The following is a 23,138-nucleotide window of genomic DNA, read 5'->3' as shown; positions in this document are numbered from 1 at the left end:
GCAAGACGGGTGCCAGCCTACCGGGCGCGCGCCCATTTTCCCAGCACGCGGCCCTCACGGCCTTGCCGCACCGGGTGCGTCACGGCCTTCAGACGTTGAGCAGCAGGAATTCGCGCTCCCACGAGCTGATGACGCGGAAGAAGGTCTCGTACTCCTTGCGCTTGACCGAGACATAGGCCCGGCAGAAGCGCTCGCCAAGCATGTCGCGCAGTTCCGGGCAGCCCTCCAGCCCGTCCAGCGCCTCGCCCAGCGAGCGCGGCAGGTCGTAGCCCAGCTCCTTGGCGCTGCCGCCGATCGGCGCGGTCGGCGAGCCCTGCTCACGGATGCCGAGCAGGCCGGCCGCCAGCGTCGCGGCCATCGCCAGGTACGGGTTGGCGTCCGACCCGGCGAAGCGGCTCTCCACGCGCATGTTCTCCGGGGTGTCCATCGGCACGCGCAGCCCGCAGGTGCGGTTGTCAAAGCCCCAATGCACGTTGCTCGGCGACACCTCGCCGAACACCAGCCGACGGTACGAGTTCACGTTGGGGGCGAAGAACGCCATCGCCATCGGCACGTACTTCTGCAGGCCCGCCAGGTAGTGGCCGAAGATCGGACTGAAGTCCTCACCGCCGTTGTCGCCGCTGAAGACATTGTGGCCGTCGCTGATCCGTATCAGGCTCTGGTGGATGTGCATGGCACTGCCCGGCTCGGTCTCCATCGGCTTGGCCAGGAAGGTGGCGTACACCCCGTGGCGCATCGCCGCCTCGCGCATGGTGCGCTTGAACAGGAATACCTGGTCGGCCAGGTCCATCGCATCGGCATGGGTGAAATTGACCTCCAGCTGCGCGGCACCGGATTCATGGATCAGCGTGTCCACGTCCAGCTTCATCGCATCGCAGTAGTCGTACATCAGGTCCAGGATGGGATCGAACTCGTTGACCGCATCGATGGAATAGGACTGGCGTGCGGTCTCCGGGCGCCCCGAGCGCCCGGCGGGCGGCAGCAGCGGGAAGTCCGGGTCGGTGTTCTTCTGCACCAGGAAGAACTCCAGCTCCGGTGCCACTACCGGGCGCAGGCCCAGTGCGGTGTAGCCGTCCAGCACCCGCCGCAGCACGTTGCGCGGGGCCAGTTCGTGCGGTTGGCCGGTCTTGGTGTAGCAGTCGTGGATCACCTGCGCGGTGGGATCGGTGGCCCACGGCACCATGCGGACCGTGTCCGGGTCCGGGCGCAGGATCATGTCCGAATCCGACGGCGAGGTCAGTTCGTAGTAGTCGTCGGGGAACTCGCCGGTCACGGTGGTGGCGAAGATGCCCTCGGGCAGGCGCGTGCCGTAGTCGTGGGAAAACTTGTCAGCCGGGATGATCTTGCCGCGCGCATTGCCGGTGATGTCCGGCACCAGGCACTCCACTTCGGTGATGCGCCGGTCCTTGAGCCAGCGCAACAGCACGCTCTCCTGCGGGACGGGCGGCGTGGCGGATTTCTTGCGCGAGCGCGTTCGGGTGGTCATGACCGTTCTGCTGTAGAGGAGTAGCGGCGACAAGCATCGCCGAAGGCACGGAAAATACTGTGATAGAACGCATCGCTGGCGACACGCCATTCCGGGTGCCACTGTACGCCGAGGACGAAACGATGCGTGGGACTGCGCGCGGCTTCGACCAGACCGTCCGGCGACCGCGCCTCGACCTGCAGCCCCGGCGCGAGCCGCGCGATGCCCTGCCCGTGCACCGAGTTGACCCTCGCCGTCTCCGCACCCGCCCAGCCGGCCAGCCAACCGCCCGGTGTGAGCACGACAGCGTGGGCCGGCCCGTACTGCACGTCGACCGTGGCAGCGGGGTCTTCACGATGGTCGAGCATGCCCGGCACCCGCTGCACCCGTGGGTGCAGGCTGCCCCCCAGCGCGACATTGAGCTCCTGGAAGCCGCGGCAGATCGCCAGCACCGGCAGGTCACGCGCCAGCGCCGCCTGCAGCAGCGCGAACGCGTTGGCATCGCGCGCCGGGTCGTGCGGGTTGCCAGGCCAGGACGGTGGACCATCGTAGTGACGGGGGTCGATGTTGCTGACCGCGCCGGTCAGCAGCAGCCCCTGCAGGCGGTCCAGCCAGGGGCTGGCCGGCAAGGCGGGGTGCAGGCTGGGCAGCAGCACCGGCACCACGCCGGCCGCCTGGACCAGCGCCTGCACGTACTTTTCGCCCGCCATCGCAAACCGGTGATGGCCCAGCTGCAGGCTGTCGGTGGGCAGGCCGATCCAGGGTGACGGGTCCATGCATCGTGCTCGGATGACCTGGCTGCACGGTACGCCGACGCGCGCGGGCCATGCAAGCGCGACCTCCACGATGCGTTGCCGGCGTTGCTGGCATGCTGTGCGCATGACTGACGCCCCCTCCCTTCCCTGCCGGTGCCGCGCATGAGCAGCACCGCCGTCGCGCATGCGCCGAGCTGGTACGCCGACAGCGTGCCGGACGTGGCCGTGCATGCGCCGCTGCATGGCGACCATGTCGCCGACGTCTGCGTGCTGGGTGCCGGCTACACCGGCCTGTCCGCCGCGCTCGCGCTGGCCGGGCGCGGCTATCGGGTGATCGTGCTCGAAGCGCAGCGCGTCGGCTGGGGCGCGTCCGGACGCAATGGTGGCCAGGCCATCGTCGGCTATGGCTGTGAAGTGGACACCTTGGAACGCCTGGTCGGCCCGGCCGATGCCCGCCTGCTGTTCGATTTTTCGCGCGACGGCATGCGCCTGCTGCGCGATCGACTCCAGCGCCACCAGATCCAGTGCGACTGGCGGGACGGCCATGCCAGCGTGCCGATCAACGCCCGCCAGGAACGCGGGCTGCGCGCGGGCCTGGTCGCACTGGCCGAACGCTACGATTATCCACTGCAGTGGTGGGACCGCAGCCAGCTCCAGCAGCAGCTGGACAGTCCGCGCTATCGCGGGGCGATGTTCGATGCTGCCAGCGGCCACCTGCATCCGCTGGCCTATGCGCAGGGCCTGGCACGCGCGGCGGCATGCGCCGGCGCGGTCATCCACGAGCACTCGCCGGTGCTGCGGCTGGAACGGGGCACGCGCCCGCGGCTGCGCACTGCCGCCGGCAGCGTCAGCGCCAGCCATGTGGTGATCGCCGGCAACGCCCTGCTGCAGGGCATCGCGCCGGCGCAGGAAGCACGGATCATGCCGGTGGGCACCTATATCGGTGCCTCGCAGGTACTGGGGAAGGCCCGCGCGCAGGCCCTGATCCGCAACGACATGGCGGTGGCCGACGTGAGCTGGGCGCTGGATTACTTCCGTCTCAGCCACGACCACCGGCTGCTGTTCGGCGGCCGGGCCAGCTACTCGGCGCTGCCGCCGCCGGGCCTGCGCGGCGTGATGACGCGGCGCATGCACCAGGTGTTTCCGCAGCTGGCCGATGTGGGAATGGACTATGTCTGGGGCGGCCTGGTGGATATCACCCGCAACCGCGCGCCCGACTGGGGGCGCCTGGACCCCACGGTGTATTACGCGCAGGGCTTCTCCGGCCACGGCGTGGCGGCCGCGGGACTGGCCGGCGTGATATTGGCCGAGGCCATCGCGGGGCAGTCGGAACGGCTGGACGTGTTTGCCCGTATCCCGCACCGCCGCTTCCCGGGTGGGCGTGCGCTGCGCACCCCGCTGCTGGTGGCGGCGATGTCCTGGTACAAGCTGCGCGACGCGTTGTGGTGATCGGAGGTGATCGCGCGCAGTTTCCCGTCGCGATTGCAACCGCTGGAAACTGCCGATACTGACCCGTTCTCCGGGAATGCCGTCTGGATGGATTCTCCGCCGCGACGGAAGACCGGCCTCATACGACACGCCGGGGCGTCGCACGATGGGACTGGTGGAGAAACGGACGTCAACTGAACCTGCGCATTCGGCCCGCTGGCCTCGCTCTGGCCGCGGTATATGCCCTCGCCTGCCGGAGCGCACGTCATCGGCCTATATACCCACGTGCGCTGCGGCAACCCGCAGAGAAAATAGAGACGCAAATCACACTCAAGGCCGAATGCTGCGCCGCGTCTGCTGAAACCCACGGTCACCGCAATCCGGCAACTGTCCTGCGCAATTGCATAATCCTTCCCGTGTGGATACCGTCCACTCATAGTGTATTGCGCCGCATGGATGTTGACGGGGCACGGACAGGAGGGAAGGCGTGCGAGGCGAATGGTGGAAAGATGGTCTTCAGCTGAAGCTGCACATCCGCCCGGTCGGACTTGCTCTCGCAGTTGTGTATGCCTTTGCATGCTGGGGCGCGCGCAAGCTGTCCCTCGACCAGTTCTACCTGCCTGCGGGCATACGGGTGGCCGCGCTGCTGCTCTGCCCGCCACGCCTTTGGCCTTACCTGTTCCTCGGCGAGTACGCCTACTTTGCCCAGATGCGTTACCCGATGGTGGAAAAGTACGGGCTGACCTGGGTGATACTCGCTTCCGTCTCCCTGATGCCCACAGTGGCACTGATCGTACGACTGCATCGCCGCATGATGGCCGCCACCACCCAGGTCTGGCTGCTCTCGGTTGGCGCGGCATCGGCCGTCGCCGTTACATCGTTGAACCTGGCGCTGATGCACCTGCTCTGGCCGACACCGGATGTGCCGCTGCTGGCCGGCGCAGCGCGCTACATCGTGGGAGACTTCATCGGCATCCTGACGGTGGTCCCGCTTGCCCTGCTCTGGGCATTGAGGCGCGCGGAGCCCGCACGGACAGGCCGTTTCCTGACGCCGAGCATCATTGCCGTGGCGGTGATGATCCTGATCGGCATCTCCTCGTCGCTGATTCCAGCAGAATCGGCGACCGCCAAGACCGGCATGCAGCTGTTGTTGGCACTACCGGCCATAGCACTTACCTGCCTGCTTGGGTGGCGTGGAGCGGCGCTGGCCGTTCCATCACTCAATCTCATCATCGGGCTGACGACACCCAAGCCGCATCCTTTGGCGTTTGATCCGACGACCTTCACGTCGCAGATGGTCCTGGCTGTGGCCGGCATCGCCCTTCTTCTGTTCGGGTCGCGCATCACGCACTACTATCATCGCTACCGGATCCATGAAGACGGGGCGGGAAAGGCCATAAAGCTGGCCCGCAATTCACATATCGCGACCGAGAATGGCCTGCGCGAACGTGCGCTTCACCTGAAGAAACTCGGCGACGGCATTGATGTGTCGCTCAAAGAAGTGGTGAACTGGCTGAAACTGCACGGCCACAATGAAATAGCAGGCAGGCTGTTGAACACGGCAACAGTACATTCACGACTGTTCCGTGCGCAGGCAAGCATGGTCTACCCCACCACACTGGATCAGCTGGGCCTGTACGTCGCGCTGCAGGCCGGCGGCGTGCGTGAATCCTGGGATCTGAGCAATCGGGTGACCCGGCCTCGCCTGGAAGGCGACCCGTGCCTCCTGAGCACCGGGCTGCAACTGGCCGCCTATCGGGGAACCACTGAAGCGGTTTCCATGCTGCTCGAGCACGAGTACGGACAGATAACGGTCCGGGCCCGCTGCGGGCGCTTCGGGCCCCGGCGGGGAATCCTCGTTGTCGTCGCACTGCTCGATCCGGCACACACGCTGTCTGAAACAACCGTCACCAGGGTCGATGAGCATCTGGCCGGCCTGCCGCTTGCCTACGGCGGCCTTGTGCAGTGCCGCCGCAATCGGATCAGGATCGTGCTGACGGAGCCATCGACGCGCACACCCGCCAGAGCGGCAGACCTCCCCCAGCAGCACTGGGTTCGGGAGAGTCTCCGGTCTGGTCAATAGGAAGACCGGTTCCCGGTGTGCAGGAACGGATGCTGCCGCGTATCACGCGGCAGCGCGTCATGGCCACATGCGCCCCGGAACGCTATGGCTGCTGGTCTGCGACCTCTACCGACCAGACGGCATCGGCGCCATGACCGTAACGAACCAGCGTAAAGCCGGCTCCCCGATAGACCTCGGACCTGGCTGCGTTCGCCGGAGTCTGGACCCGTTGCAGTGGCAACGACACACGGGCCGGGCTTTCGCCAGCGGGCAGCGTCCAGAACGCGTCATCCGCACGTCCAATGATCAACTGCACCCGTCCAACGAGATCGTTGACCTGGAAGTACGAGATGCCATCACGCTGGAACCCGTACACCCGCCACTCCGGGTCGAGACTCAGGTTGACGGCAACTGGATGCGTCTGGCCCAGCCCACTTCTTGCCAGGGGAGCCCCGTGACCATCAGACTGAGCCAACGCCAACGCCGGAACCACCGCCAGAATCACGCTGGCCACGGCACTACCTATACGTAGAAAAGGCACGTCCACCTCCTGATTGGGGCCAATGAAAACATCGCTTGGCATATTACCTGCGCATCGTCCCGATATCGAACCGGAATGGCGCAATTGTCCTGCTGGCCCTGCCTGCCGGCGGACCGATGGCCATCATGCTCCTGGTCCCGCCTTGCGTCGCGCCTAAAGTTTCATATGAAATGGCCGCTATCCCTGCCGACCCACTCGACTCCGAGCGTACGCCTCATGCCGGCACTGTTGCAGGGCGCTTTCGACAGCGACCCCGGTGATGCTTTGCCCCAGCGGATCCTGCTGGTGGAGAACTCGCGAACGTTCACCAGCATGCTGCGCGAAGCGATCGAGCAGCGCCTGGAGCTACCGGTGTCGGTGGCCACCAGCCTGGCCGAGGCGGGCCGGCTGCTGGACGAGGAACGGGGCTGGTTCCTGGTCCTGACCGGGCTGGTGCTCGCCGATGGCGACCGCGATGGAGTGGTGGAGTTCTTCCTGTCGCGCGGGCTGCCCACGGTGGTGGTCAGCGGCGTCTACGACGAAGACCTGCGCAAGCGTGTGCTGCAGCAGCAGATCATCGACTACGTGTTGAAGAACACGCCCGGCAGCATCGACTATCTCGTGTGGCTGGTGCAGCGGCTGGAGCGCAACCGGCGCATCGCCGCGCTGGTGGTGGACGACTCGCTGTCGGCGCGGATGTACGCCGCCTCCCTGCTGCGCATGTACGGCCACGACGTATACGAGGCCGCCGACGGTGCCGAGGGACTGAAGGCGATCGAGGCGCATCCGGCGATCCGCCTGGCGGTGGTGGACCAGGAAATGCCTGGCATGGAAGGCGTGGAGTTCACCCGCCGCCTGCGCACGCTGCGCTCGCGCGACAAGGTCGCGGTGATCGGCATTTCCGGCAACACCGATCCGTCGCTGATTCCACGCTTCCTCAAGAACGGCGCCAATGACTTCCTGCGCAAGCCATTTTCGCGCGAGGAGTTCTTCTGCCGCGTCTCGCAGAACGTGGACCAGCTGGAGCTGATCGGCACCCTGCAGGACCTGGCCACGCGCGATTTCCTCACCGGGCTGCCCAACCGCCGCTGCTTCCTGGAACAGAGCCAGCGCCAGCTGCCGCAACTGCACCTGGACGGCGAACAGGTGGCGGTGGCGATGATCGACATCGACCATTTCAAGCACATCAACGACACCCACGGCCACGAGGCCGGCGACGATGCGCTGCGTGCGGTGGCCGCTGCGGTCGCCGCCCACGCGCGCGACCAGGACCTGATCGCGCGGTTCGGCGGGGAGGAGTTCTGCCTGCTCGTGCCGGGGCTGGACCAGGAGGCGGCTTTGACCTACTTCGAGCGCCTGCGCCAGGCGATCGCCGCGCTGGAAGTGAACCTGGGCGAGACGACCCTGCGCATGACCGTCAGCATCGGGCTGTGCTGCCTGCGCCCGCAGCACGATTCGCTGCACCGGCTGATCTCCGAAGCCGATCGCCAGCTCTACCTGGCCAAGGCCGGCGGCCGCAACCGGGTCAACTGCACCACGGTCGCGACCAGTGCCGGCGCCCGCGCGTGCGAACCCGCGCTGGCGCCTTGATCGAGATCAACGCGGCCTGGCCGCGTCGTGCCTAGAGTCGTGCCCAGTTGAAAAGCACAGGGAACGCATCATGGCACTTCTGGTCTGGCAGGACGATCTCAACATCGGGATCGAGGTCATCGACCACCAGCACATGCGCATCGTGGAGATGCTCAACCACCTGCATGTCGCGCAGAAGAGCCTGGAGCGACTGGCCGTCGCCGAGGTGATCGACGAGCTGGTGGACTACACCATGTCGCACTTCGCTTTCGAGGAAGAGCTGATGGAGGAAGCCGGCTATCCGTTCTGCGCCGCGCACAAGCGCGTGCACGAGATCTTCGGCAAGCGCGTGGCCGAGTACCGGCTGCGTTTCCAGGCCGGCGAGGACATCACCGATGAACTGCGCACAATGCTGTCGCGCTGGCTGTTCAACCACATCCGTGGCGACGACAAGGCCTATGCGCCGCAGGTCAAGCAGCACCTCAACCAGTTCGCCCGCGAGCACCAGCAGGGCAGCTGGCTGGGCCGCACGCTCAAGCGCTTCTTCGGCTGATCAGCGCGCCCGCCGGCCCATCGCCAGCAGCGCGACGATGGTGACCAGCGCGGTGAGGCAGAGGTAGTAGCCCACCGCGACCAGGCCGAAGCGTTCGGCCAGCCAGGTGGCCACGTACGGCGCGGGTGCAGCGCCCAGAATGCCGGCCAGGTTGAACGACAACGACGCGCCGGTGTAGCGCACCTGCACCGGGTAGATTTCAGCCAGGAAGGTGCCGCAGGGGCCGTAGGTCAGCCCCATCAGGAACAGCCCCAGCGACAGGAAGACGAGCACCATCCACGGGCTGCCGGCCTGGAACAGCGGCGCGAACAGCACGCCGAACGCCAGAATCAGGCCGCTGGCAACGATCATCGTCCGGCGCGTGCCCCAGCGGTCGCCGTAGCGCGCGGACAACGGGATGCCGGCGGCGAAGAACAGGATGCCGGCCATCTGCAGCAGCAGGAAATCCTCGCGCGCATAGTGCAGCACGGTCGTGCCGTAGCCGAGGGTGAACACGGTCATCAGGTAGAACAGCACGAAGGTGGCGAACGCGCCCAGCGTGCCCAGCAGCAGGGTCATCGGATGCGCGGAGATGACCGTCCACATCGGCAGGCGCACCCGTTCGTTGCGGTCCAGTGCGGCCTGGAACTGCGGCGTCTCGTGGATGTTCAGGCGCACCCACAGCCCGACCGCGACCAGCAGCGAACTGGCCAGGAATGGCACGCGCCAGCCCCACTGCAGGAAGTCGGCATCGCTCATCGCGCGTCCGAGCAGCAGGAATACGCCGGCCGACAGCAGGAAGCCCAGCGGCGCGCCCAGCTGCGGAAACATGCCGTACCAGGCGCGCTTGCCAGGCGGCGCGTTCTCGGTCGCCAGCAGTACTGCCCCGCCCCACTCTCCGCCCAGCCCGAGGCCCTGGCCGAACCGGCACAGTGCCAGCAGCGCGGGCGCCCACAGGCCGATGCTGGCATGCGTGGGCAGCACACCGATCAGTACCGTGGATACGCCCATCGTGAGCAGCGCGGCCACCAGCGTGGCCTTGCGCCCGATGCGGTCGCCGTAGTGGCCGAACACCGCCGAGCCGACCGGCCGCGCGATGAACGCCACCGCGAAGGTCGCCAGCGACTGCAGCAGGGCCGCACCATCGCTGCTGTCGGGGAAGAACAGGTGCGGAAACACCAGCACCGCCGCCGTGGCGTAGATGTAGAAATCGAAGAACTCGATGGTGGTGCCGATCAGGCTGGCCAGCAGCACACGGCGGGGCGAATTGACGGCAGGCGCGGCAGGAGTCGACATCGGACACACGAAAAGGGGCAGCTGCCGGATTCTGCCACGCCCGTTGCCTGCGGCGGGACGATGGTTGCAGACGTGACTGTCCGCCGCCGACGCCCGCCGCGGCGGTTTACGCGCCCAGATGGATCCAGGTGGCCTTCAGCTCGGTGTACTTGTCGAAGGCATGCAGGGATTTGTCGCGGCCGATGCCGGACTGTTTGTAGCCACCGAACGGCGCGGTCATGTCGCCACCGTCCCATTGGTTGACCCAGACGCTGCCGGCACGCAGGCCGCGCGCCACGCGATGCGCGCGGCCGAGGTCGCGCGTCCAGACACCTGCGGCCAGGCCATACACCGAATCGTTGGCCAGGCGCAGCGCATCCTCCTCATGATCGAAGGGAATCACCGCGAGCACGGGACCGAAGATCTCCTCGCGGGCGATGGCGTGCTGCGGGTCGACCTCATCGAACACGGTGGGCTCCACATAGCTGCCGCCTGCCACCACCTCCACCCGCCGACCGCCAAGCAGCAGGCGGGCGCCCTCGGCCTCCCCCCGCGCCACGTGGTCGAGCACGCGGTCGGCGTGGGCATCATCGACCAGCGCGCCCATCGCGGCGTCCGGCTCGAACGGATGCTGCGGCTGCATGTGCCGCCCGTAGGCGAGCACGCGCGCCACGAACGCATCCTTGATCGAGCGCTGGACCAGCAGGCGCGAGCCTGCCGTGCACACTTCGCCCTGGTTGTAGAAGATCGCGGTGGCCGCGGCCTGCGCCGCTGTGTCCAGGTCCGGTGCGTCGGCGAACACCAGATTCGGGCTCTTGCCGCCACATTCCAGCCATGTCCGCTTGAGGTTGGACTGGCCGGCGCACTGCAGCAGCCGCCGGCCGACTGCCGTAGAGCCGGTAAACGCAAGCGCATCCACGTCCATGTGCAGCGCCAGGGGTTCACCGGTGCGCTGGCCGTGGCCGGGCAGCACGTTGAACACACCGTCAGGCACGCCCGCTTCGGCCGCCAGCGCCGCCAGCCGCAGCGCGCTCAGTGGCGAGCGCTCGGACGGCTTGAGCACCACCGAATTGCCGGCGGCCAGGGCCGGGGCGATCTTCCAGCAGGCCATCAGCAGCGGAAAGTTCCAGGGCACGATGGCCGCCACCACGCCGATCGGCTCACGGGTGATCAGCCCCAGCGTATCCAGCGGCGTGGGCGCTACCTCGCCGTAGACCTTGTCGACCGCCTCGGCGGTCCAGCGCAGGCAGCGCAGGACCCCCGCCAGGTCGCCCTGCCGCGCGTCGCGCACCGGCTTGCCCATGTCCAGGGTCTCCAGCAGCGCCAGTTCGTCCGCATCGCGTTCGACCAGCTCGGCCAGCCTCAGCAGCACCTGCTTGCGCTGCGCCGGGGCGGCCCGCGACCAATGGCCCGCTTCGAAGCTGCGACGGGCGGCGGCGACCGCACGGTCGACGTCGAGGTGGTCGGCATCGACCACCTGTGCCAGCACGCGTCCATCGATCGGGCTGATGCAGGCGTAGCGTGCACCGCTGGCGGCGTCGACGTAGCGCCCGTCGATGAAGGCCTGGTCGGGGATGTGCAGGCCCTCGGCCTGGCGCTGCCAGTCGGCGCGGGTGCGTGCGGCGGTCATGGACGCTCCTCGTTTGATCGGATGGGCTATCGCGGTTATACCTGCCGCCCTCACGGCACGCCGTGACGCGTCTGCGATAGAGTCGTGACCATCCAGACCCTGCGGAGCCGCCATGCCTCGTTCCGAATCGTCACTGAGCGCGCTGTCCCGGCAGATGCCGGCCGATCTCGACGCGTACTGGATGCCGTTCACCGCCAACCGCCAGTTCAAGGCGGCCCCCCGCCTGCTGGTGCGGGCCGAGGGCATGTACTACCACGATGTCGACGACCGCCCGATCCTGGATGGCGCCGCCGGACTGTGGTGCTGCAACGCCGGCCACGCGCGGCCACGCATCGTGCAGGCGATCCAGCAGCAGGCGGCGACGCTGGACTTCGCGCCGCCCTTCCAGATGGGCTCGCCCCTGCCGTTCGTGCTGGCCCAGCGCCTGGCCGCGCTGGCGCCGGCGACGTTGAATCATGCGTTTTTCACCAACTCCGGCTCCGAAGCGGTCGACACCGCGATGAAGATCGCGCTGGCCTACCATCGCCTGCGGGGCGACGGGCAGCGCACCCGCTTCATCGGCCGTGAGAAGGCCTACCACGGCGTCGGCTTTGGCGGTCTGTCGATCGGCGGCCTGCCCAACAACCGCAAGACCTTCGGCCCGCTGCTGGCCGGCAGCGATTTCCTGCGCCATACCCTGGACCTGGAGCGCAATGCGTTCAGTCCCGGCCTGCCCCGGTATGGCGCCGAGCTGGCCGAGGACCTGGAGCGGCTGATCGCCCTGCACGACGCGTCCACCATCGCGGCGGTCTTTGTCGAGCCGATTGCCGGCTCGGCCGGCGTGATCCTGCCAGCCCCGGGCTATCTGCAGCGACTGCGCGAACTCTGTGACCAGCACGGCATCCTGCTGGTGTTCGATGAGGTCATCACCGGTTTCGGCCGGGTCGGCAACGCCTTCGCCGCGCAGCGGTTCGGGGTCACCCCGGACCTGCTGACGATGGCCAAGGGCCTGACCAACGGCAGCGTGCCGATGGGCGCGGTGCTGGCCAGCGACGCGATCCATGCGGCCTTCATGCAGGGTCCGCCGGGAGCGATCGAGTTCTTCCACGGCTACACCTATTCCGGTCACCCCCTGGCCTGCGCCGCCGCACTGGCGGCGCTGGACACGTATGCGGAGGAACACCTGTTCCAGCGTGCCATCGAACTGGGCGAGTACTGGCAGACCCGCCTGCACGGATTGCGCGGCCTGCCCCACGTGATCGACATCCGCACGTTCGGTCTGATCGGCGCCGTCGAACTGGCGCCGCGCAAGGACGCGCCGGGCAGCCGCGGCTATGACGTATTCGAGCGCTGCTTCCGCGACGGGCAGCTGCTGGTGCGCTGCACCGGCGATGTGATCGCCCTGTCGCCCCCCCTGATCATCGACAAGGCGCAGATCGACCGGATCGTGGACATCCTGGGAGAGGTGATCCGCGCCACCCGGTGATGTCAAGCCCGACGCGGTTCATGTCGATCAGGGTGCCGGCGGGCGACCGGCACTACAATGGTCGGTCACGTTTGGCTCGCGTATCGGATTGCATGGACATTGTCGTCAAAGAAGAACTCAAGGCCTACATCGACCCACTGACCGCGGACGAGCACGACGCGCTGGAGCGCAGCATCCTGGCCGAGGGCTGCCGCGATGCGCTGGTGCTGTGGGGCGATGTGCTGGTGGACGGCCACAACCGCTACGGCATCTGCCGCAAGCACAACCTCCCGTTCCAGACCGTGCAGAACACGCGCTTCCAGTCGATGGACGATGTGCACCTGTGGATGATCGAGCAGCACCTGGGCCGCCGCAGCGTCTCGGATTTCCAGCGCGGCGTGCTGGCCCTGCGCAAACGCGACATCCTGGCCGAGCGCCATCGCCTGGAACAGGCGCAGCTGCAGAAGGAAAGCGATGGCACGGCCACCGCCGACGCGGCTGCCGACGATGCCGACAGCCCGCCGTGGGCGCCGGCACCGAAGGTGAGCCGGGCCGAGATGGCCCGCGAAGCGCGCCTGAGCAACAGCCAGGTCACGATGATCGAGCGCATCCACAAGCAGGCCGCGCCGGAACTGGTGGAAGCGGTGAAGACCGGCGTGATCTCGATCAGCGCCGCCGCCGCGGTGACGGCGCTGCCTGAAGACGAGCAGCGCGCGGCGGCTGCGGCGGGCAAGGATGAGCTGAAGCAGGCCGCCAAGCGCGTGCGCGACGCCAAGCGCAAGCCGCGCAAGCCAGCGCAGGAGGTGCTGCACAGTGCGGACGAGGACGCCGAGGTCGACCCGAGCCGCGCCGCCGAAATCGCCGATGCGCTCACCGCCTTGGGCGAAGGCCCGGCCGAGCTGCGCCAGCGGGTGATCGCGCTGACGCTGGAAAATGACACCCTGCGCCAGCAGTTGGCGGCGTTGCGCCGGCAGCTGGCCGAGGCCTGAGGTTCATCGCGTTGCCGGCCAACGGCCGGCATCGCGGTGGAGTGCGGTCCCCGGGCGGGTGCGGTTGATTGGTCCGCACGCCCGGCGTTTCGGCAGGGAACGCCCTGCCGTTGGGTAGACTGCCGGGATGACGCCCCTTTCGACCCCCGACCCACGCCGACGCCAGTTGCGTCGCCTCAAACTGATCGCGCTGGCGATGCTGCTGGCCATGCTGGCCGGCTTCGTGCTCAGCCACTGGATGGGCGAGCGAGGCGTCTGGGCGTGGGTTGGCGCGTTCTGCGAAGCCGCCGCCGTGGGTGCGCTGGCGGACTGGTTTGCGGTGGTGGCCCTGTTCCGCCGCCCGCTGGGCCTGCCGATCCCGCATACGGCCATCATTCCGCACAGCAAAGACCGTATCGCCGACAGCCTGGCGGTATTCGTGCGCGACCAGTTCCTGGAACCCCAGGCGCTGCTGGCGCGGCTGCAGGTGTTCGACCCGGCCAGCCGGCTGGGCAGTTGGCTGGCCGAGCCCGCGCGGGCGCGGATGCTGGCCGACATGGCGCGCGGCTGGGCGCTGCAGGCGCTGGATTTCCTTGACGAGGCGGCGGTCCGGCGCAGCATCCAGGCCTTCGTGATCCAGCAGTTGCGGCAATGGAACGCGGCTGCCACGGCCGGCGAGCTGCTGGGCCTGCTGACCGCCGACAACCGGCACCAGCGGGTGCTGGACGAGGGCCTGACCCGGGTCGGCGACTGGCTGGGCAACGAAGCGGTCAAGCAGCGCGCGTCGGCGCTGATCGTGCGCTACATCCAGCGCGAGTGGCCCAAGCTGGCCAGCACGGTCAACTGGGTCAAACCCATCGATGAAATCGGCGACAGCCTGGCCGAACGGCTCGCGCATGCGGTGCTGGCCGAACTGCAGCAGATCCTGGCACAGCCGGAGCATCCGCTGCGGCGCGATTACGAAATGTGGCTGGGCCAGTACATCCAGCGCCTGCGCAGCGATCCGGCGCTGGCGGCCCGGGTCGAGGACCTCAAGCAGCAGATGATCGACCACCCTGCCGTACAGGACTATGTGCAGGGCCTGTGGGCGCGCATCCATGCCAGCCTGCGCGAGGACCTGGCCAGCGAGGACTCGGCGCTGGCCGGCCACCTGCGCCGCAGCCTGGCCGCGGTCGGACAATCGCTGCAGGACGATCCGGCCCTGCGCGAGGCGCTCAACCAGCACCTGATGGACGGCGCCGAACGTCTCACCAGCCGCCTGCGCGAGGGCGTCACCCAGCACATCGCGCAGACCGTCAAAGGCTGGGACGAACGCCACCTGGTGGAACAGCTGGAACTGAGCGTCGGCCGCGACCTGCAGTTCATCCGCTTCAACGGTACGTTGGTTGGCGGGCTGATCGGCCTGCTCCTGCACGCCCTGACCGTCTGGCTGCACTGGTAGAGAACGGCGTACTTGACGCTTTGACCGGGTGTTTTTGTGCCGCAGCTCACGTATTCTGCGGCGCATTCGGGGCCGGAGTGGCCTGCCTGGGGGGATCCATGCGCAACACCATCGTGCTGCTGGCGCTGTGCGCGCTGGCGGGCAACGCCGAGGCCGGGCGCATCTACAAATGCGCGGCCAACGGACAGACCATCTACCAGTCGGTGCCCTGCCCGGCCGACCAGGACACCGGCGTGACGCGGCCGATCATCAAGGACCCCAAGCTCAGCTGGGAAGAGCGCAGCCGCGCGCAGCGCGAACTGTACGAGGCACGCCAACGCATGCAGGCCGACGCCGGGCGCACGGCTGCGCCGATCCGCGGCACGGTGATCGATGGGGCCGCCGATCCGGAGAAATGCGAGGAACTGCGCTTCCGCCGCGATCTGGCCGAAACCCTCAGCGGGCAGAAGGCTCCGCAGCGCGTCAACGACGCGGTACGCCAGGCCTGCGCCGCGCGCTGACCCGCCTCAGCCAGCCACCGCACGTATCGCCGCCACCAGCGTCTCGATCTGCGCCGGCGGGGTGAATATCCCGGGCGTCACGCGCAGACAGGCGCCCGATGCCAGGCCGTCGCGCGGCACCACGAACACACCATGCCCGCGCAGCATGCGTTCGGCGGTAGCGGTGTTGGCCGCCATCGTGGTCTGACCGCGCAGGCGGAATGCGGCGATCGCGCTGGACAGACGCGGGTCCGGCGAGGCCAGCCGTTCGATGCGGTCGTCCCCGTGCAGCGCCTCCAGCCACTGATTGCGCAGCCGCAGCAGCCGCGCCCGCTTGTTGGCCACGCCGATCCGCGCGTGCAGGGCCAGCGCCGTGGGCAGGGCCAGGCACGCGGCGAAGTTGAGCGTGCCGGTGTGGACCCGCGCATCGATACGGCCGTCGTCATGCTCGCCCAGGTAGGGGGCCACATCGGCGATACGGTCGCGCCGGATGTACAACGCGCCCAACCCGACCGGCGCGCCGATCCACTTGTGCAGATTGATGCCGGCAAACGCCACGCCCAGCGCCGGGAGCACGGTATCGACCTGGCCGATGCCGTGCGCCGCATCCAGCACCACCTCCACCCCGGCGGCACGGGCAAGCGCGGCGATATCCGCCACGGGCAGCAGCATGCCGTTGCGGTGGTTGACGTGGGTCAACAGCAGCAGCCGCGTGCGCGGGTGCGCCGCCAGCGCCTGGCGATAGGTCTCCAGCACCGCCGCGTGGGTGAACGGCTCCGGCATGGCAATTGCTACGCTGCGCACCCCGCGTCGTTCGCCCAGCCACTGCATGGCGGTGATCATGCTGTCGTAGTCGATGTCGGCATGCATCACCGTGTCGCCCGGCGAGAGCCGGCGGTACCCGGCGATCAGCACCTGCATGGCCTCGGTCGCACCGCGCGTGATCGCGATTTCGTCGGGGTCCACGCCGAGCATCCCCGCCACCTGCGCGCGTGCCTGCTCCAGCAGCGGCGGAAATGCCCGCCGACCGAACCAGGCGTTGCCTGCATTCACCCGCGCCGTCCAGTCCTGGCAGGCCTGCAGCACCGGCCGCGCCATCGCGCCCCAGTAGCCGTTGTCGAGCATCACCACCGCATCGTCCAGGTCGTACAGCGCCTGTACCCGCTGCCACCACCGGTCATCGGCGGCAAGGTCGTCGGGCGTACGCCCGTTCGGGTCCGGCACGTCGGCACGGTCAAGCCATTCGCAAGCGTCCATCACCACAGTATCGCAGCGTCACCATCGAACGGACTGATGACGCTTGTCGAACGTAATGATAATGACTATCATTCAAGCATTGGTTGTATGCCCAGCCCCACCCGGCCAGTGCCGCGCGATGTGCACCGGCTCGCTTCGCCCCGTGTACTGCCCCACGCCATCCGCGTCCGTCCCCGGGTGTGCCGCCAACGGCAGTGTCCCCGTGACCGGCAGCGGGCAGACGGGCGGAGGCAGGCGTGCCTGCGCCATCGCATTGCCGGGTGGGCGGAACCGCGCAGTGTGCGGCCGACCCTGCGCTGGATGCTGCCACCGCGGCATTGGATGCGGACCTGCCGGCCACGCGCCGGCACGGCGCCGCCCCGGCCACGGACGGCCACCTTTACCTGTCACCGGCTGCGGCTGGTGATGCCCGTTGTTCGACTCGCTATTGCAGGTTTCCGTGAACAGCACGCCCAACGCCAGCTGGCATACCCGTTTCACCGCCGTGTTCGCCCGCCCCTGGCTGGGCGTGCTGTCGCGCTCGATGGCCGCGATCCTGGGGGGTTATGCGCTGGCAGCGACCTGCGCCATGTTCTTCGCCGTCGCGCTGCCGATCGCCCGCGGCCAGGCGGTACTGACCGGCATGCTGGTCGCCATCGCGCTGTGCGCGTGTGCCGCCCTGTGGGCATTCGCCACGCGCACCGCACTGCGCGCCTGGGTCGGCATCCTGATGCCCACCGCACTGTTCTGGCTGGGCACCGCTGTGATGAGGGCGGGCGCATGAAGAACGGATTCCGCCAATCAATGGCGTGGCTGCACACCTGGACCGGCCTGCTGGTCGGGTGGCTGCTGCTGCTGATCTTCATGGCCGGCACGGCCAGCTACTACCGCGAGGAAATCAGCCGCTGGATGCGCCCGGAGCTGCCGCGCAGCACGGTCGACGCCGATGTGGCGGCCGAGCGCGCGATCATCTTCCTGCAGCACAAGGCGCCCCAGGCCGAAAGCTGGAACGTGAGCCTGCCCGACCCGCGCAACCCCGCGATGCGGATGTTCTGGCGCAATCCCGAATCGATGGTCAAGCCGCCGGCCGAGGGCGAGAAGCGCCGCCGCCGCGGCGGCGGGCGTTTCGGCGACGCCACGGTGGACCCCAACAGTGGTCAGGAAGTGGCCGCGCGCGAGACCCGCGGGGGCGACTTTTTCTACCGCCTGCACTTTGACCTGCACTACATCCCGGTGCTGTGGGCGCGCTACCTCGTGGGCTTCTGCGCGATGTTCATGCTGGTGGCGATCATCACCGGGGTGATCACCCACAAGAAGATCTTCAAGGACTTCTTTACGTTCCGGAAGGACAAGGGCCTGCGTTCGTGGCTGGACTTCCACAACGTCAGCGCGGTGATGGCCCTGCCCTACCACGCGATGATCACCTACACGGGCATCGTGACACTGATGTTCATGTACCTGCCGTGGGGCGTGAGCGTGGCCTACCCCAAGGATGAGGACGCGTTCTTCAGCGAGGCGTTCGCGCGCCTGGCCGACATTGATACGCCGTCCGAGGGACGTGCTGTGGCACTGCCGATACAGCAGCTGCTGGACAGCGCGCGCGCCGAATGGAAGGGCGCCGACGTGGGCGGCTTCACCCTGTACCACCCGGGCGCGGCCAACGCGGTGATCGACATCCAGCAGCGCGACGGCAAGCGCCTTTCGGTGGATACGCCGTCGCTGCGCTACAACGCGGTGACCGGTGCGCTGCTCGAGGCCAGTCCGGCCGCCGGTGGCGCCACCCAGACCCGTGGCGTGATGTACGGCCTGCACCTGGCGCGTTTTGCCGACTGGGGCCTGCGCGCCCTGTTCTTCCTGTCCGGGCTGGTTGGCTGCCTGATGGTCGCCAGCGGCGTGGTGCTGTGGGCGGTCAAGGAACGGCCCAAGCATGCCAAGTCGGGAAAGATCGGCTTTGGTCTGCGCCTGGTGGATGCGCTCAACATCGGCGCGGTGGCCGGCCTGCCGATCGCTTTCGCGGCGTACTTCTGGGGCAACCGGCTGCTGCCGCTGCAGATGGCCGAACGGTCGACGGCCGAAGCCGACGTGTTCTTCTACGCGTGGGGCGCGGCGCTGCTGGCCGCGTTCATCTGGCCCAAGCGGATGATGTGGGCCTGGCAGCTGTACCTGGGCGCGGCGTTGTTCGCGCTGATCCCGGTGGTGAACGCGCTGACCACCCACGCGCACCTGGGCGTGACCCTGCGCAGCGGCGACTGGGTGCTGGCCGGGTTCGACCTCACCATGCTCGCCTTCGGCGCGATGCTCGCCTACTGCGGCCTGCGCATGCAGCGCTGGCAGCCGGCGCTGAGCGCGGCCGGAAAGAAGCGGCAGGCGGCGGCAAAGGCGCAGCAGCATGCCGGCGCGGAGGTGGGCGCATGATGCTGTTGGCGATCACCGTGAGCTTCTCGGCGTTCACTGCCCTGTCGCTGGCGATGGACAGGCACCAGGCGGACCTGCACGGCAAGGCCGCCGCTACGCCGACCCGCAGGCGCGCATGGCGCTGGCTGGGTTGGGCGTTGCTGGCGCTGTCGTTCGGCCTGTGTGTGGTGGACCACGGCTGGGCCGCCGGCCCGGTGCTGTGGCTCGGGGCGCTGACGATCAGCGGCATTCTGATCGCGTTCGGGCTGTACCCCTTCCGCCCCCGCTGGATCGCGCCGCTGGCGTGGGCGTTGCCGGCGCTCGGGCTGGCGGTGACGCTGTTCGCGCGCTGACGTGCAGACCGGCGCGATGCAGCGCTGCCCCTGTCGCCAGTGGCGGCTCGAAGACCACCTCGGGCTCCCGCCGTACTGGCAGGCCGCAATCGGCGGGTATGAGCGCGGTCATTGGCCCTTGGCGTAGGCGCAAGGCCGCCGTCTGATGGTGTGACGCGCACGGCGCGCGGCCGGAATCCGGTGCCGCCACCACAGGTCAGGGCACCAGCGAGAACACGTGGGCCGGTGCAGACTGTCCATCGATGACCAGCCGGTTGCGCGCCACGCTCTCGCGCAGCGCCCCGGACTTCACCGCCACCCGCTCGCTGGCCAGGTTGCCCACCGCCACGACAATCTCCACCCGCTGCATGCCCATGTGCGCGAACGCGTGGGTCGCCAGCGCGTGCACGACGCGCGTGGCGATGCCCTGGCCCTGGCGAGACTGCCGCACCCAGTACCCCAGATTGCAGAAGCGGTGATCGTGCCGGATGGCGTTGAGCCCGGCGCCGCCGACAAACGCGCCGGTATCCGGGTCGAACGCGCCATATTCATAGGCGGTGGCCGCTGCGCGGCCGTCGCGGCAGGCCTGGAACCACTGCAGTGCCTGCTCGGCGCCGTAATCGGTGGAGCACCACGGCATCCAGCGCCGCATGCCTTCGGCCGATTCCCGCACCGCCGCGGCGAACGCGGCGGCATCGCCATCCTCGAACGGACGTAGCAGCAGTCCGTCGGCGAGAAGCTGGCTGTCGTCCATGTCAGCCCCTTGCCGTCACGCGCCGTAGCGGCGCAGTTCCCAGGCGCGGTGGATGCGCGGATTGCGCTCGAAATCATCGCCGATGGTCTCGGCGGAGATTTCCGTGCACTCGGCAAATTCCTTGATCGCTTCTTCGTCCAGCTTGAAGCGGCGGAAGTTGTTGGAGAAGTACAGCACGCCTTCCGGGCTCAACCGCGCCACGGCCGCCCGCAGCAGGCGCACGTGCTCGCGCTGGACGTCGAAGTCCTCGGCGCGGGCCGAGTTGGAGAAGGTCGGCGGATCGCAGAAGATCACGTCGAAGCGGTGCCGTTCGGCTTCCAGCCAGGCCAGCGCATCGGCCTGGATCAGCTGATGCTGACTGCCGCCCTTGCCGTTCAGCGCCAGGTTGTCGGCACACCATTGCAGGTAGGTGCCGGACAGGTCCACGCTGGTGGTCGACGCCGCTCCCGCGACCGCCGCCTGCACGCTGGCCACGCCGGTGTAGCAGAACAGGTTGAGGAAGCGCTTGCCGACCGCTTCCCGGGCCATGTGCCAGCGCAGCGGGCGGTGATCCAGGAACAGGCCGGTATCGAGGTAGTCGAACAGATTCACCCGCAGCAGTGCGTCATTCTCGCGGACCAGCACGAACTCACCGCGCTGTTCGAAGCGGCCGTATTTGCTGCCGCCCTTGCCGCGCTCGCGCGACTTCAGCGCGACCTGCTCGGCCGGCACCTGGAACACCTCGCGCGCGGCCGACAGCAGCTCGTTGCGGCGGCGGCGCACATCGACATCGGGAATCGTCGCCGGTGCCGCGTACTCCTGCACGTGCAGGAACGTGCGGCGCGCGCCGGCGTCTTCTTCGTAGACGTCAATCGCGGCCGCGTACTCGGGCAGGTCCGCGTCGTACACGCGGTAGCAGGTGATTGCCTCGCGGGCGCGCCAGTTCTTGAACTTCCTGATGTTCTTGCGCAGGCGGTTGGCCACCATCTGCGCGCCTTCGCTCAGCTCACGCGGCTGGCCGGCGTTGTCGCGCTGCGGCACCGCGATCGGATCGCAGACGATCAGCGCGCATTCGATCGCCCCGTTGAACAGCTGGTACTTCTTGTTGGCGCGCAGGCCGGTGGCGAACGCCAGGTCGGCACTGCCACACAGCAGGCTGGCCCGCCACTGCGGCACCGCACGCTTGAGCGCATCGCCAAGTCGGCGATACAGCACCGCATCGGCGGCCAGCCGTTCGTCATACGGCGGGTTGCACACCACGCAGCCGGTTTCCTGCGGCGGCACCTGCATGTCGGCCACATCGCGCACGCCGAACCAGATCGCCTCGGCCACGCCGGCGGTCTCGGCATTTTCCCGGGCGGCACGGATCGCATGCGGATCGATGTCGCTGCCGTGGATCACCTGCTTGAGCGCGGCACGCCCGGCCGTCTCTCGAGCGCGCGCCTCGGCCATCATCGTGTTCCAGGCGTCGCGGTCGAAACCCAGCCAACGGCTGGGCGGAATGCTGCCGTGGCGCTGCAGGCCCGGCGCGACGTCGGCGGCCATCAGCGCGCCTTCGATCAGCAGCGTGCCGCTGCCGCACATCGGGTCGAGCAGGCCACCGCCTTCGGCGTGGATCTTGGGCCAGTTGGCGCGCATCAGCACGGCCGCGGCCAGGTTTTCCTTCAGCGGCGCTTCGTTCTGCGCCATGCGCCAGCCACGGCGGTGCATCGGGCCACCACCGAGGTCGATGGAGATGCTTGCCCGGCCCTTGCGCAGCGACAGGTTGATGCGCACATCGGGGAACTCGGTGTTCACCGACGGCCGTTCCAGGCCCTTGGCGCGCAGGCTGTCGACCACGCCGTCCTTGACCCGCTGCGCGGCGAAGCGCGCATGGGTGATCTCGGTCCCGGACACGTGCGCGTCCACCGACAGGGTCAGCTCCGGGCTGATGTGCTGGTCCCACGCCATCGCCGACACGCCTTGGTACAGCGAGCCTTCGTCCGGGCAGTCGAATTCGGTCAGCGGCCACAGCACGCGGCTGGCCAGGCGCGACCACAGCACCACCTTCAGTGCCTGCGGCAGCTCGCCTTCGGCGTTGACGCCGGCGATGGTGGCGGTGGCCTTGTCCAGGCCGAGCGCCAGCAGTTCGTCGGCGAGCAGGTACTCCAGGCCCTTGGCGCAGGAAACAAAGAATTTCACGGAATCGGTATCGCAGGTCAGCGGAAAGGAGGTGCCCACCGGGCACGGCAAGCGACCCGGCGCGACGCCGGGACGGCCATTGTACGGCAGTGCCGGGCGCTGGCCGGCTCCCCCCTCACCCCAGCGACTGCAGCAGGTCCTCGAACGCCCGGGCCGAGGCCTCGACGTGATTGTTCAGCCGGTGCCCGTCGTCCACCAGCAGCAGGCGCGCCGAACGGGCCTGCGCCCAGGCGATGACCTGTGCCGGCGGAATCAGTTCATCGTGCCAGGCGTGCACCACGCTGGTCGGCACCGGGGCGGCATCCAGCGCCGGCATCGGTCCCATCGTGGTCGGCGGCACCATCAGGAACAGACCACGGGTGGGCACCTGCAGCGAGGCAATGGCCGAGATGTAGGCGCCCAGGCTGGAACCGGCCAGCACCACCGGGCCACGTGCGGCAGCCGCCGTGGCCAGGCCGGTCAGGCGCTGCAGGCGGGCGCGGACGTCGCCGACGCTGCTTACCGCGCGCATCGCGTCCAGATCGGTGTAGTCGGGGCGTTCGTGCGTCCAGCCGAGCCGCTGGGCGACCTCGGCCAGCGCGGTCACCTTGGTGGCGTCCGGGCCGCTTTCGAACCCGTGGGAAAGGATGCAGTGGCCGCGGCTCATGCACGCGTCCTGTGGGAGTGGATATGAGCGTTCATGACGGAATGCTAG

Annotated in this window: 20 protein-coding genes; 11 read left to right on the top strand and 9 right to left on the bottom strand. The window is 68.3% G+C overall.

Annotation, left to right across the window (positions count from 1 at the left end):
• Positions 1 to 88: 88 nt before the first annotated feature.
• Together ACPEH1_RS01785 and ACPEH1_RS01780 are read right to left on the bottom strand one after the other, a co-directional pair.
• Complete coding sequence (locus tag ACPEH1_RS01785; protein ID WP_017357070.1) at positions 89 to 1,486, bottom strand: glutamine synthetase family protein; 1,398 nt, start codon at positions 1,484 to 1,486, stop codon at positions 89 to 91.
• Complete coding sequence (locus tag ACPEH1_RS01780) at positions 1,483 to 2,241, bottom strand: gamma-glutamyl-gamma-aminobutyrate hydrolase family protein (protein ID WP_423715136.1); 759 nt, start codon at positions 2,239 to 2,241, stop codon at positions 1,483 to 1,485. Before ACPEH1_RS01780 ends, ACPEH1_RS01785 begins: the two co-directional genes overlap by 4 nt.
• Before the next feature lie 141 nt (positions 2,242 to 2,382).
• On the opposite strand from ACPEH1_RS01780, the gene ACPEH1_RS01775 reads away from it, so the two are divergent.
• Positions 2,383 to 3,669 carry an NAD(P)/FAD-dependent oxidoreductase gene (locus ACPEH1_RS01775; protein ID WP_166472809.1) on the top strand — a complete coding sequence of 429 codons (1,287 nt, stop codon included), beginning with the start codon at positions 2,383 to 2,385 and terminating at the stop codon, positions 3,667 to 3,669.
• 466 nt (positions 3,670 to 4,135) lie between these two features.
• Positions 4,136 to 5,731, top strand: coding sequence for an MASE1 domain-containing protein (locus ACPEH1_RS01770; RefSeq protein WP_017357067.1), 1,596 nt, complete (start codon positions 4,136 to 4,138; stop codon positions 5,729 to 5,731).
• A gap of 82 nt (positions 5,732 to 5,813) precedes the next feature.
• Here the strand turns inward: ACPEH1_RS01770 and ACPEH1_RS01765 are convergent, their stop codons facing one another.
• Positions 5,814 to 6,224, bottom strand: coding sequence for a hypothetical protein (locus ACPEH1_RS01765; RefSeq protein ID WP_037591605.1), 411 nt, complete (start codon positions 6,222 to 6,224; stop codon positions 5,814 to 5,816).
• A gap of 243 nt (positions 6,225 to 6,467) precedes the next feature.
• Between ACPEH1_RS01765 and ACPEH1_RS01760 the strand changes: the two genes are divergently transcribed.
• Both ACPEH1_RS01760 and ACPEH1_RS01755 read left to right on the top strand, forming a co-directional pair.
• The gene (locus tag ACPEH1_RS01760) at positions 6,468 to 7,820 is read left to right on the top strand and encodes a diguanylate cyclase (protein WP_312709627.1); all 1,353 of its coding nucleotides are present in this window, start codon (positions 6,468 to 6,470) and stop codon (positions 7,818 to 7,820) included.
• A gap of 70 nt (positions 7,821 to 7,890) precedes the next feature.
• On the top strand, positions 7,891 to 8,352 hold the full coding sequence (locus ACPEH1_RS01755; protein ID WP_017357064.1) for a bacteriohemerythrin: 462 nt from the start codon (positions 7,891 to 7,893) through the stop codon (positions 8,350 to 8,352).
• On the opposite strand, the gene ACPEH1_RS01750 is transcribed toward ACPEH1_RS01755, so the two are convergent.
• On the bottom strand, positions 8,353 to 9,627 hold the full coding sequence (locus ACPEH1_RS01750; protein WP_017357063.1) for an MFS transporter: 1,275 nt from the start codon (positions 9,625 to 9,627) through the stop codon (positions 8,353 to 8,355).
• Positions 9,628 to 9,733: 106 nt separating this feature from the next.
• Complete coding sequence (locus ACPEH1_RS01745; protein ID WP_017357062.1) at positions 9,734 to 11,236, bottom strand: aldehyde dehydrogenase; 1,503 nt, start codon at positions 11,234 to 11,236, stop codon at positions 9,734 to 9,736.
• Between the two features lie 112 nt (positions 11,237 to 11,348).
• On the opposite strand from ACPEH1_RS01745, the gene ACPEH1_RS01740 reads away from it, so the two are divergent.
• The 4 genes from ACPEH1_RS01740 (at position 11,349) to ACPEH1_RS01725 (ending at position 15,589) form a co-directional block, all read left to right on the top strand.
• A complete protein-coding gene (locus tag ACPEH1_RS01740) occupies positions 11,349 to 12,701 on the top strand; it encodes an aspartate aminotransferase family protein (protein ID WP_017357061.1) in 1,353 nt (450 codons plus the stop codon).
• A 92-nt stretch (positions 12,702 to 12,793) separates the two neighbouring features.
• Positions 12,794 to 13,669 carry a plasmid replication/partition related protein gene (locus tag ACPEH1_RS01735; RefSeq protein ID WP_423715134.1) on the top strand — a complete coding sequence of 292 codons (876 nt, stop codon included), beginning with the start codon at positions 12,794 to 12,796 and terminating at the stop codon, positions 13,667 to 13,669.
• A 127-nt stretch (positions 13,670 to 13,796) separates the two neighbouring features.
• A complete protein-coding gene (locus ACPEH1_RS01730) occupies positions 13,797 to 15,089 on the top strand; it encodes a DUF445 domain-containing protein (protein ID WP_017357059.1) in 1,293 nt (430 codons plus the stop codon).
• Between the two features lie 98 nt (positions 15,090 to 15,187).
• On the top strand, positions 15,188 to 15,589 hold the full coding sequence (locus ACPEH1_RS01725; protein WP_017357058.1) for a DUF4124 domain-containing protein: 402 nt from the start codon (positions 15,188 to 15,190) through the stop codon (positions 15,587 to 15,589).
• 6 nt (positions 15,590 to 15,595) lie between these two features.
• Here the strand turns inward: ACPEH1_RS01725 and ACPEH1_RS01720 are convergent, their stop codons facing one another.
• Positions 15,596 to 16,825, bottom strand: a complete 1,230-nt coding sequence (locus tag ACPEH1_RS01720) for an aminotransferase class V-fold PLP-dependent enzyme (RefSeq protein WP_166472804.1) — start codon at positions 16,823 to 16,825, stop codon at positions 15,596 to 15,598.
• Between the two features lie 439 nt (positions 16,826 to 17,264).
• On the opposite strand from ACPEH1_RS01720, the gene ACPEH1_RS01715 reads away from it, so the two are divergent.
• Genes ACPEH1_RS01715 through ACPEH1_RS01705 form a run of 3 tightly spaced genes read left to right on the top strand, consistent with a single transcriptional unit; the run spans position 17,265 to position 19,551 of the window.
• Positions 17,265 to 17,588 (top strand): DUF3649 domain-containing protein, encoded by a 324-nt coding sequence (locus tag ACPEH1_RS01715; RefSeq protein WP_243746332.1) that lies wholly within the window; start codon positions 17,265 to 17,267, stop codon positions 17,586 to 17,588.
• Positions 17,585 to 19,219 carry a PepSY-associated TM helix domain-containing protein gene (locus ACPEH1_RS01710; RefSeq protein WP_153164398.1) on the top strand — a complete coding sequence of 545 codons (1,635 nt, stop codon included), beginning with the start codon at positions 17,585 to 17,587 and terminating at the stop codon, positions 19,217 to 19,219. Before ACPEH1_RS01715 ends, ACPEH1_RS01710 begins: the two co-directional genes overlap by 4 nt.
• Positions 19,216 to 19,551, top strand: a complete 336-nt coding sequence (locus ACPEH1_RS01705) for a DUF3325 domain-containing protein (protein WP_136004194.1) — start codon at positions 19,216 to 19,218, stop codon at positions 19,549 to 19,551. Before ACPEH1_RS01710 ends, ACPEH1_RS01705 begins: the two co-directional genes overlap by 4 nt.
• Before the next feature lie 196 nt (positions 19,552 to 19,747).
• On the opposite strand, the gene ACPEH1_RS01700 is transcribed toward ACPEH1_RS01705, so the two are convergent.
• From ACPEH1_RS01700 to ACPEH1_RS01690, 3 genes are all read right to left on the bottom strand, one after another.
• Positions 19,748 to 20,284: a GNAT family N-acetyltransferase gene (locus tag ACPEH1_RS01700; protein ID WP_166472802.1), complete on the bottom strand. Its 537-nt coding sequence runs from the start codon at positions 20,282 to 20,284 to the stop codon at positions 19,748 to 19,750.
• Between the two features lie 15 nt (positions 20,285 to 20,299).
• Positions 20,300 to 22,444: a bifunctional 23S rRNA (guanine(2069)-N(7))-methyltransferase RlmK/23S rRNA (guanine(2445)-N(2))-methyltransferase RlmL gene (rlmKL, locus tag ACPEH1_RS01695; protein WP_026071020.1), complete on the bottom strand. Its 2,145-nt coding sequence runs from the start codon at positions 22,442 to 22,444 to the stop codon at positions 20,300 to 20,302.
• Positions 22,445 to 22,559: 115 nt separating this feature from the next.
• Complete coding sequence (locus ACPEH1_RS01690) at positions 22,560 to 23,090, bottom strand: hypothetical protein (protein WP_287251085.1); 531 nt, start codon at positions 23,088 to 23,090, stop codon at positions 22,560 to 22,562.
• Between the last annotated feature and the right edge of the window lie 48 nt (positions 23,091 to 23,138).

Source organism: Stenotrophomonas sp. NPDC077421 (genome assembly GCF_049545505.1).
GTDB lineage: Bacteria > Pseudomonadota > Gammaproteobacteria > Xanthomonadales > Xanthomonadaceae > Stenotrophomonas > Stenotrophomonas nematodicola.
This window is presented reverse-complemented; position numbering and strand designations above follow the sequence as displayed.

Bases quoted from the DNA above. Each gene is read 5' to 3' on its own strand.
- ACPEH1_RS01785 (WP_017357070.1), bottom strand. From the start codon at position 1,486: ATGACCACCCGAACGCGCTCGCGCAAGAAATCCGCCACGCCGCCCGTC.
- ACPEH1_RS01780 (WP_423715136.1), bottom strand. From the start codon at position 2,241: ATGGACCCGTCACCCTGGATCGGCCTGCCCACCGACAGCCTGCAGCTG.
- ACPEH1_RS01775 (WP_166472809.1), top strand. From the start codon at position 2,383: ATGAGCAGCACCGCCGTCGCGCATGCGCCGAGCTGGTACGCCGACAGC.
- ACPEH1_RS01760 (WP_312709627.1), top strand. From the start codon at position 6,468: ATGCCGGCACTGTTGCAGGGCGCTTTCGACAGCGACCCCGGTGATGCT.
- ACPEH1_RS01755 (WP_017357064.1), top strand. From the start codon at position 7,891: ATGGCACTTCTGGTCTGGCAGGACGATCTCAACATCGGGATCGAGGTC.
- ACPEH1_RS01750 (WP_017357063.1), bottom strand. From the start codon at position 9,627: ATGTCGACTCCTGCCGCGCCTGCCGTCAATTCGCCCCGCCGTGTGCTG.
- ACPEH1_RS01745 (WP_017357062.1), bottom strand. From the start codon at position 11,236: ATGACCGCCGCACGCACCCGCGCCGACTGGCAGCGCCAGGCCGAGGGC.
- ACPEH1_RS01740 (WP_017357061.1), top strand. From the start codon at position 11,349: ATGCCTCGTTCCGAATCGTCACTGAGCGCGCTGTCCCGGCAGATGCCG.
- ACPEH1_RS01735 (WP_423715134.1), top strand. From the start codon at position 12,794: ATGGACATTGTCGTCAAAGAAGAACTCAAGGCCTACATCGACCCACTG.
- ACPEH1_RS01730 (WP_017357059.1), top strand. From the start codon at position 13,797: ATGACGCCCCTTTCGACCCCCGACCCACGCCGACGCCAGTTGCGTCGC.
- ACPEH1_RS01725 (WP_017357058.1), top strand. From the start codon at position 15,188: ATGCGCAACACCATCGTGCTGCTGGCGCTGTGCGCGCTGGCGGGCAAC.
- ACPEH1_RS01720 (WP_166472804.1), bottom strand. From the start codon at position 16,825: ATGGACGCTTGCGAATGGCTTGACCGTGCCGACGTGCCGGACCCGAAC.
- ACPEH1_RS01710 (WP_153164398.1), top strand. From the start codon at position 17,585: ATGAAGAACGGATTCCGCCAATCAATGGCGTGGCTGCACACCTGGACC.
- ACPEH1_RS01705 (WP_136004194.1), top strand. From the start codon at position 19,216: ATGATGCTGTTGGCGATCACCGTGAGCTTCTCGGCGTTCACTGCCCTG.
- ACPEH1_RS01700 (WP_166472802.1), bottom strand. From the start codon at position 20,284: ATGGACGACAGCCAGCTTCTCGCCGACGGACTGCTGCTACGTCCGTTC.
- ACPEH1_RS01690 (WP_287251085.1), bottom strand. From the start codon at position 23,090: ATGAGCCGCGGCCACTGCATCCTTTCCCACGGGTTCGAAAGCGGCCCG.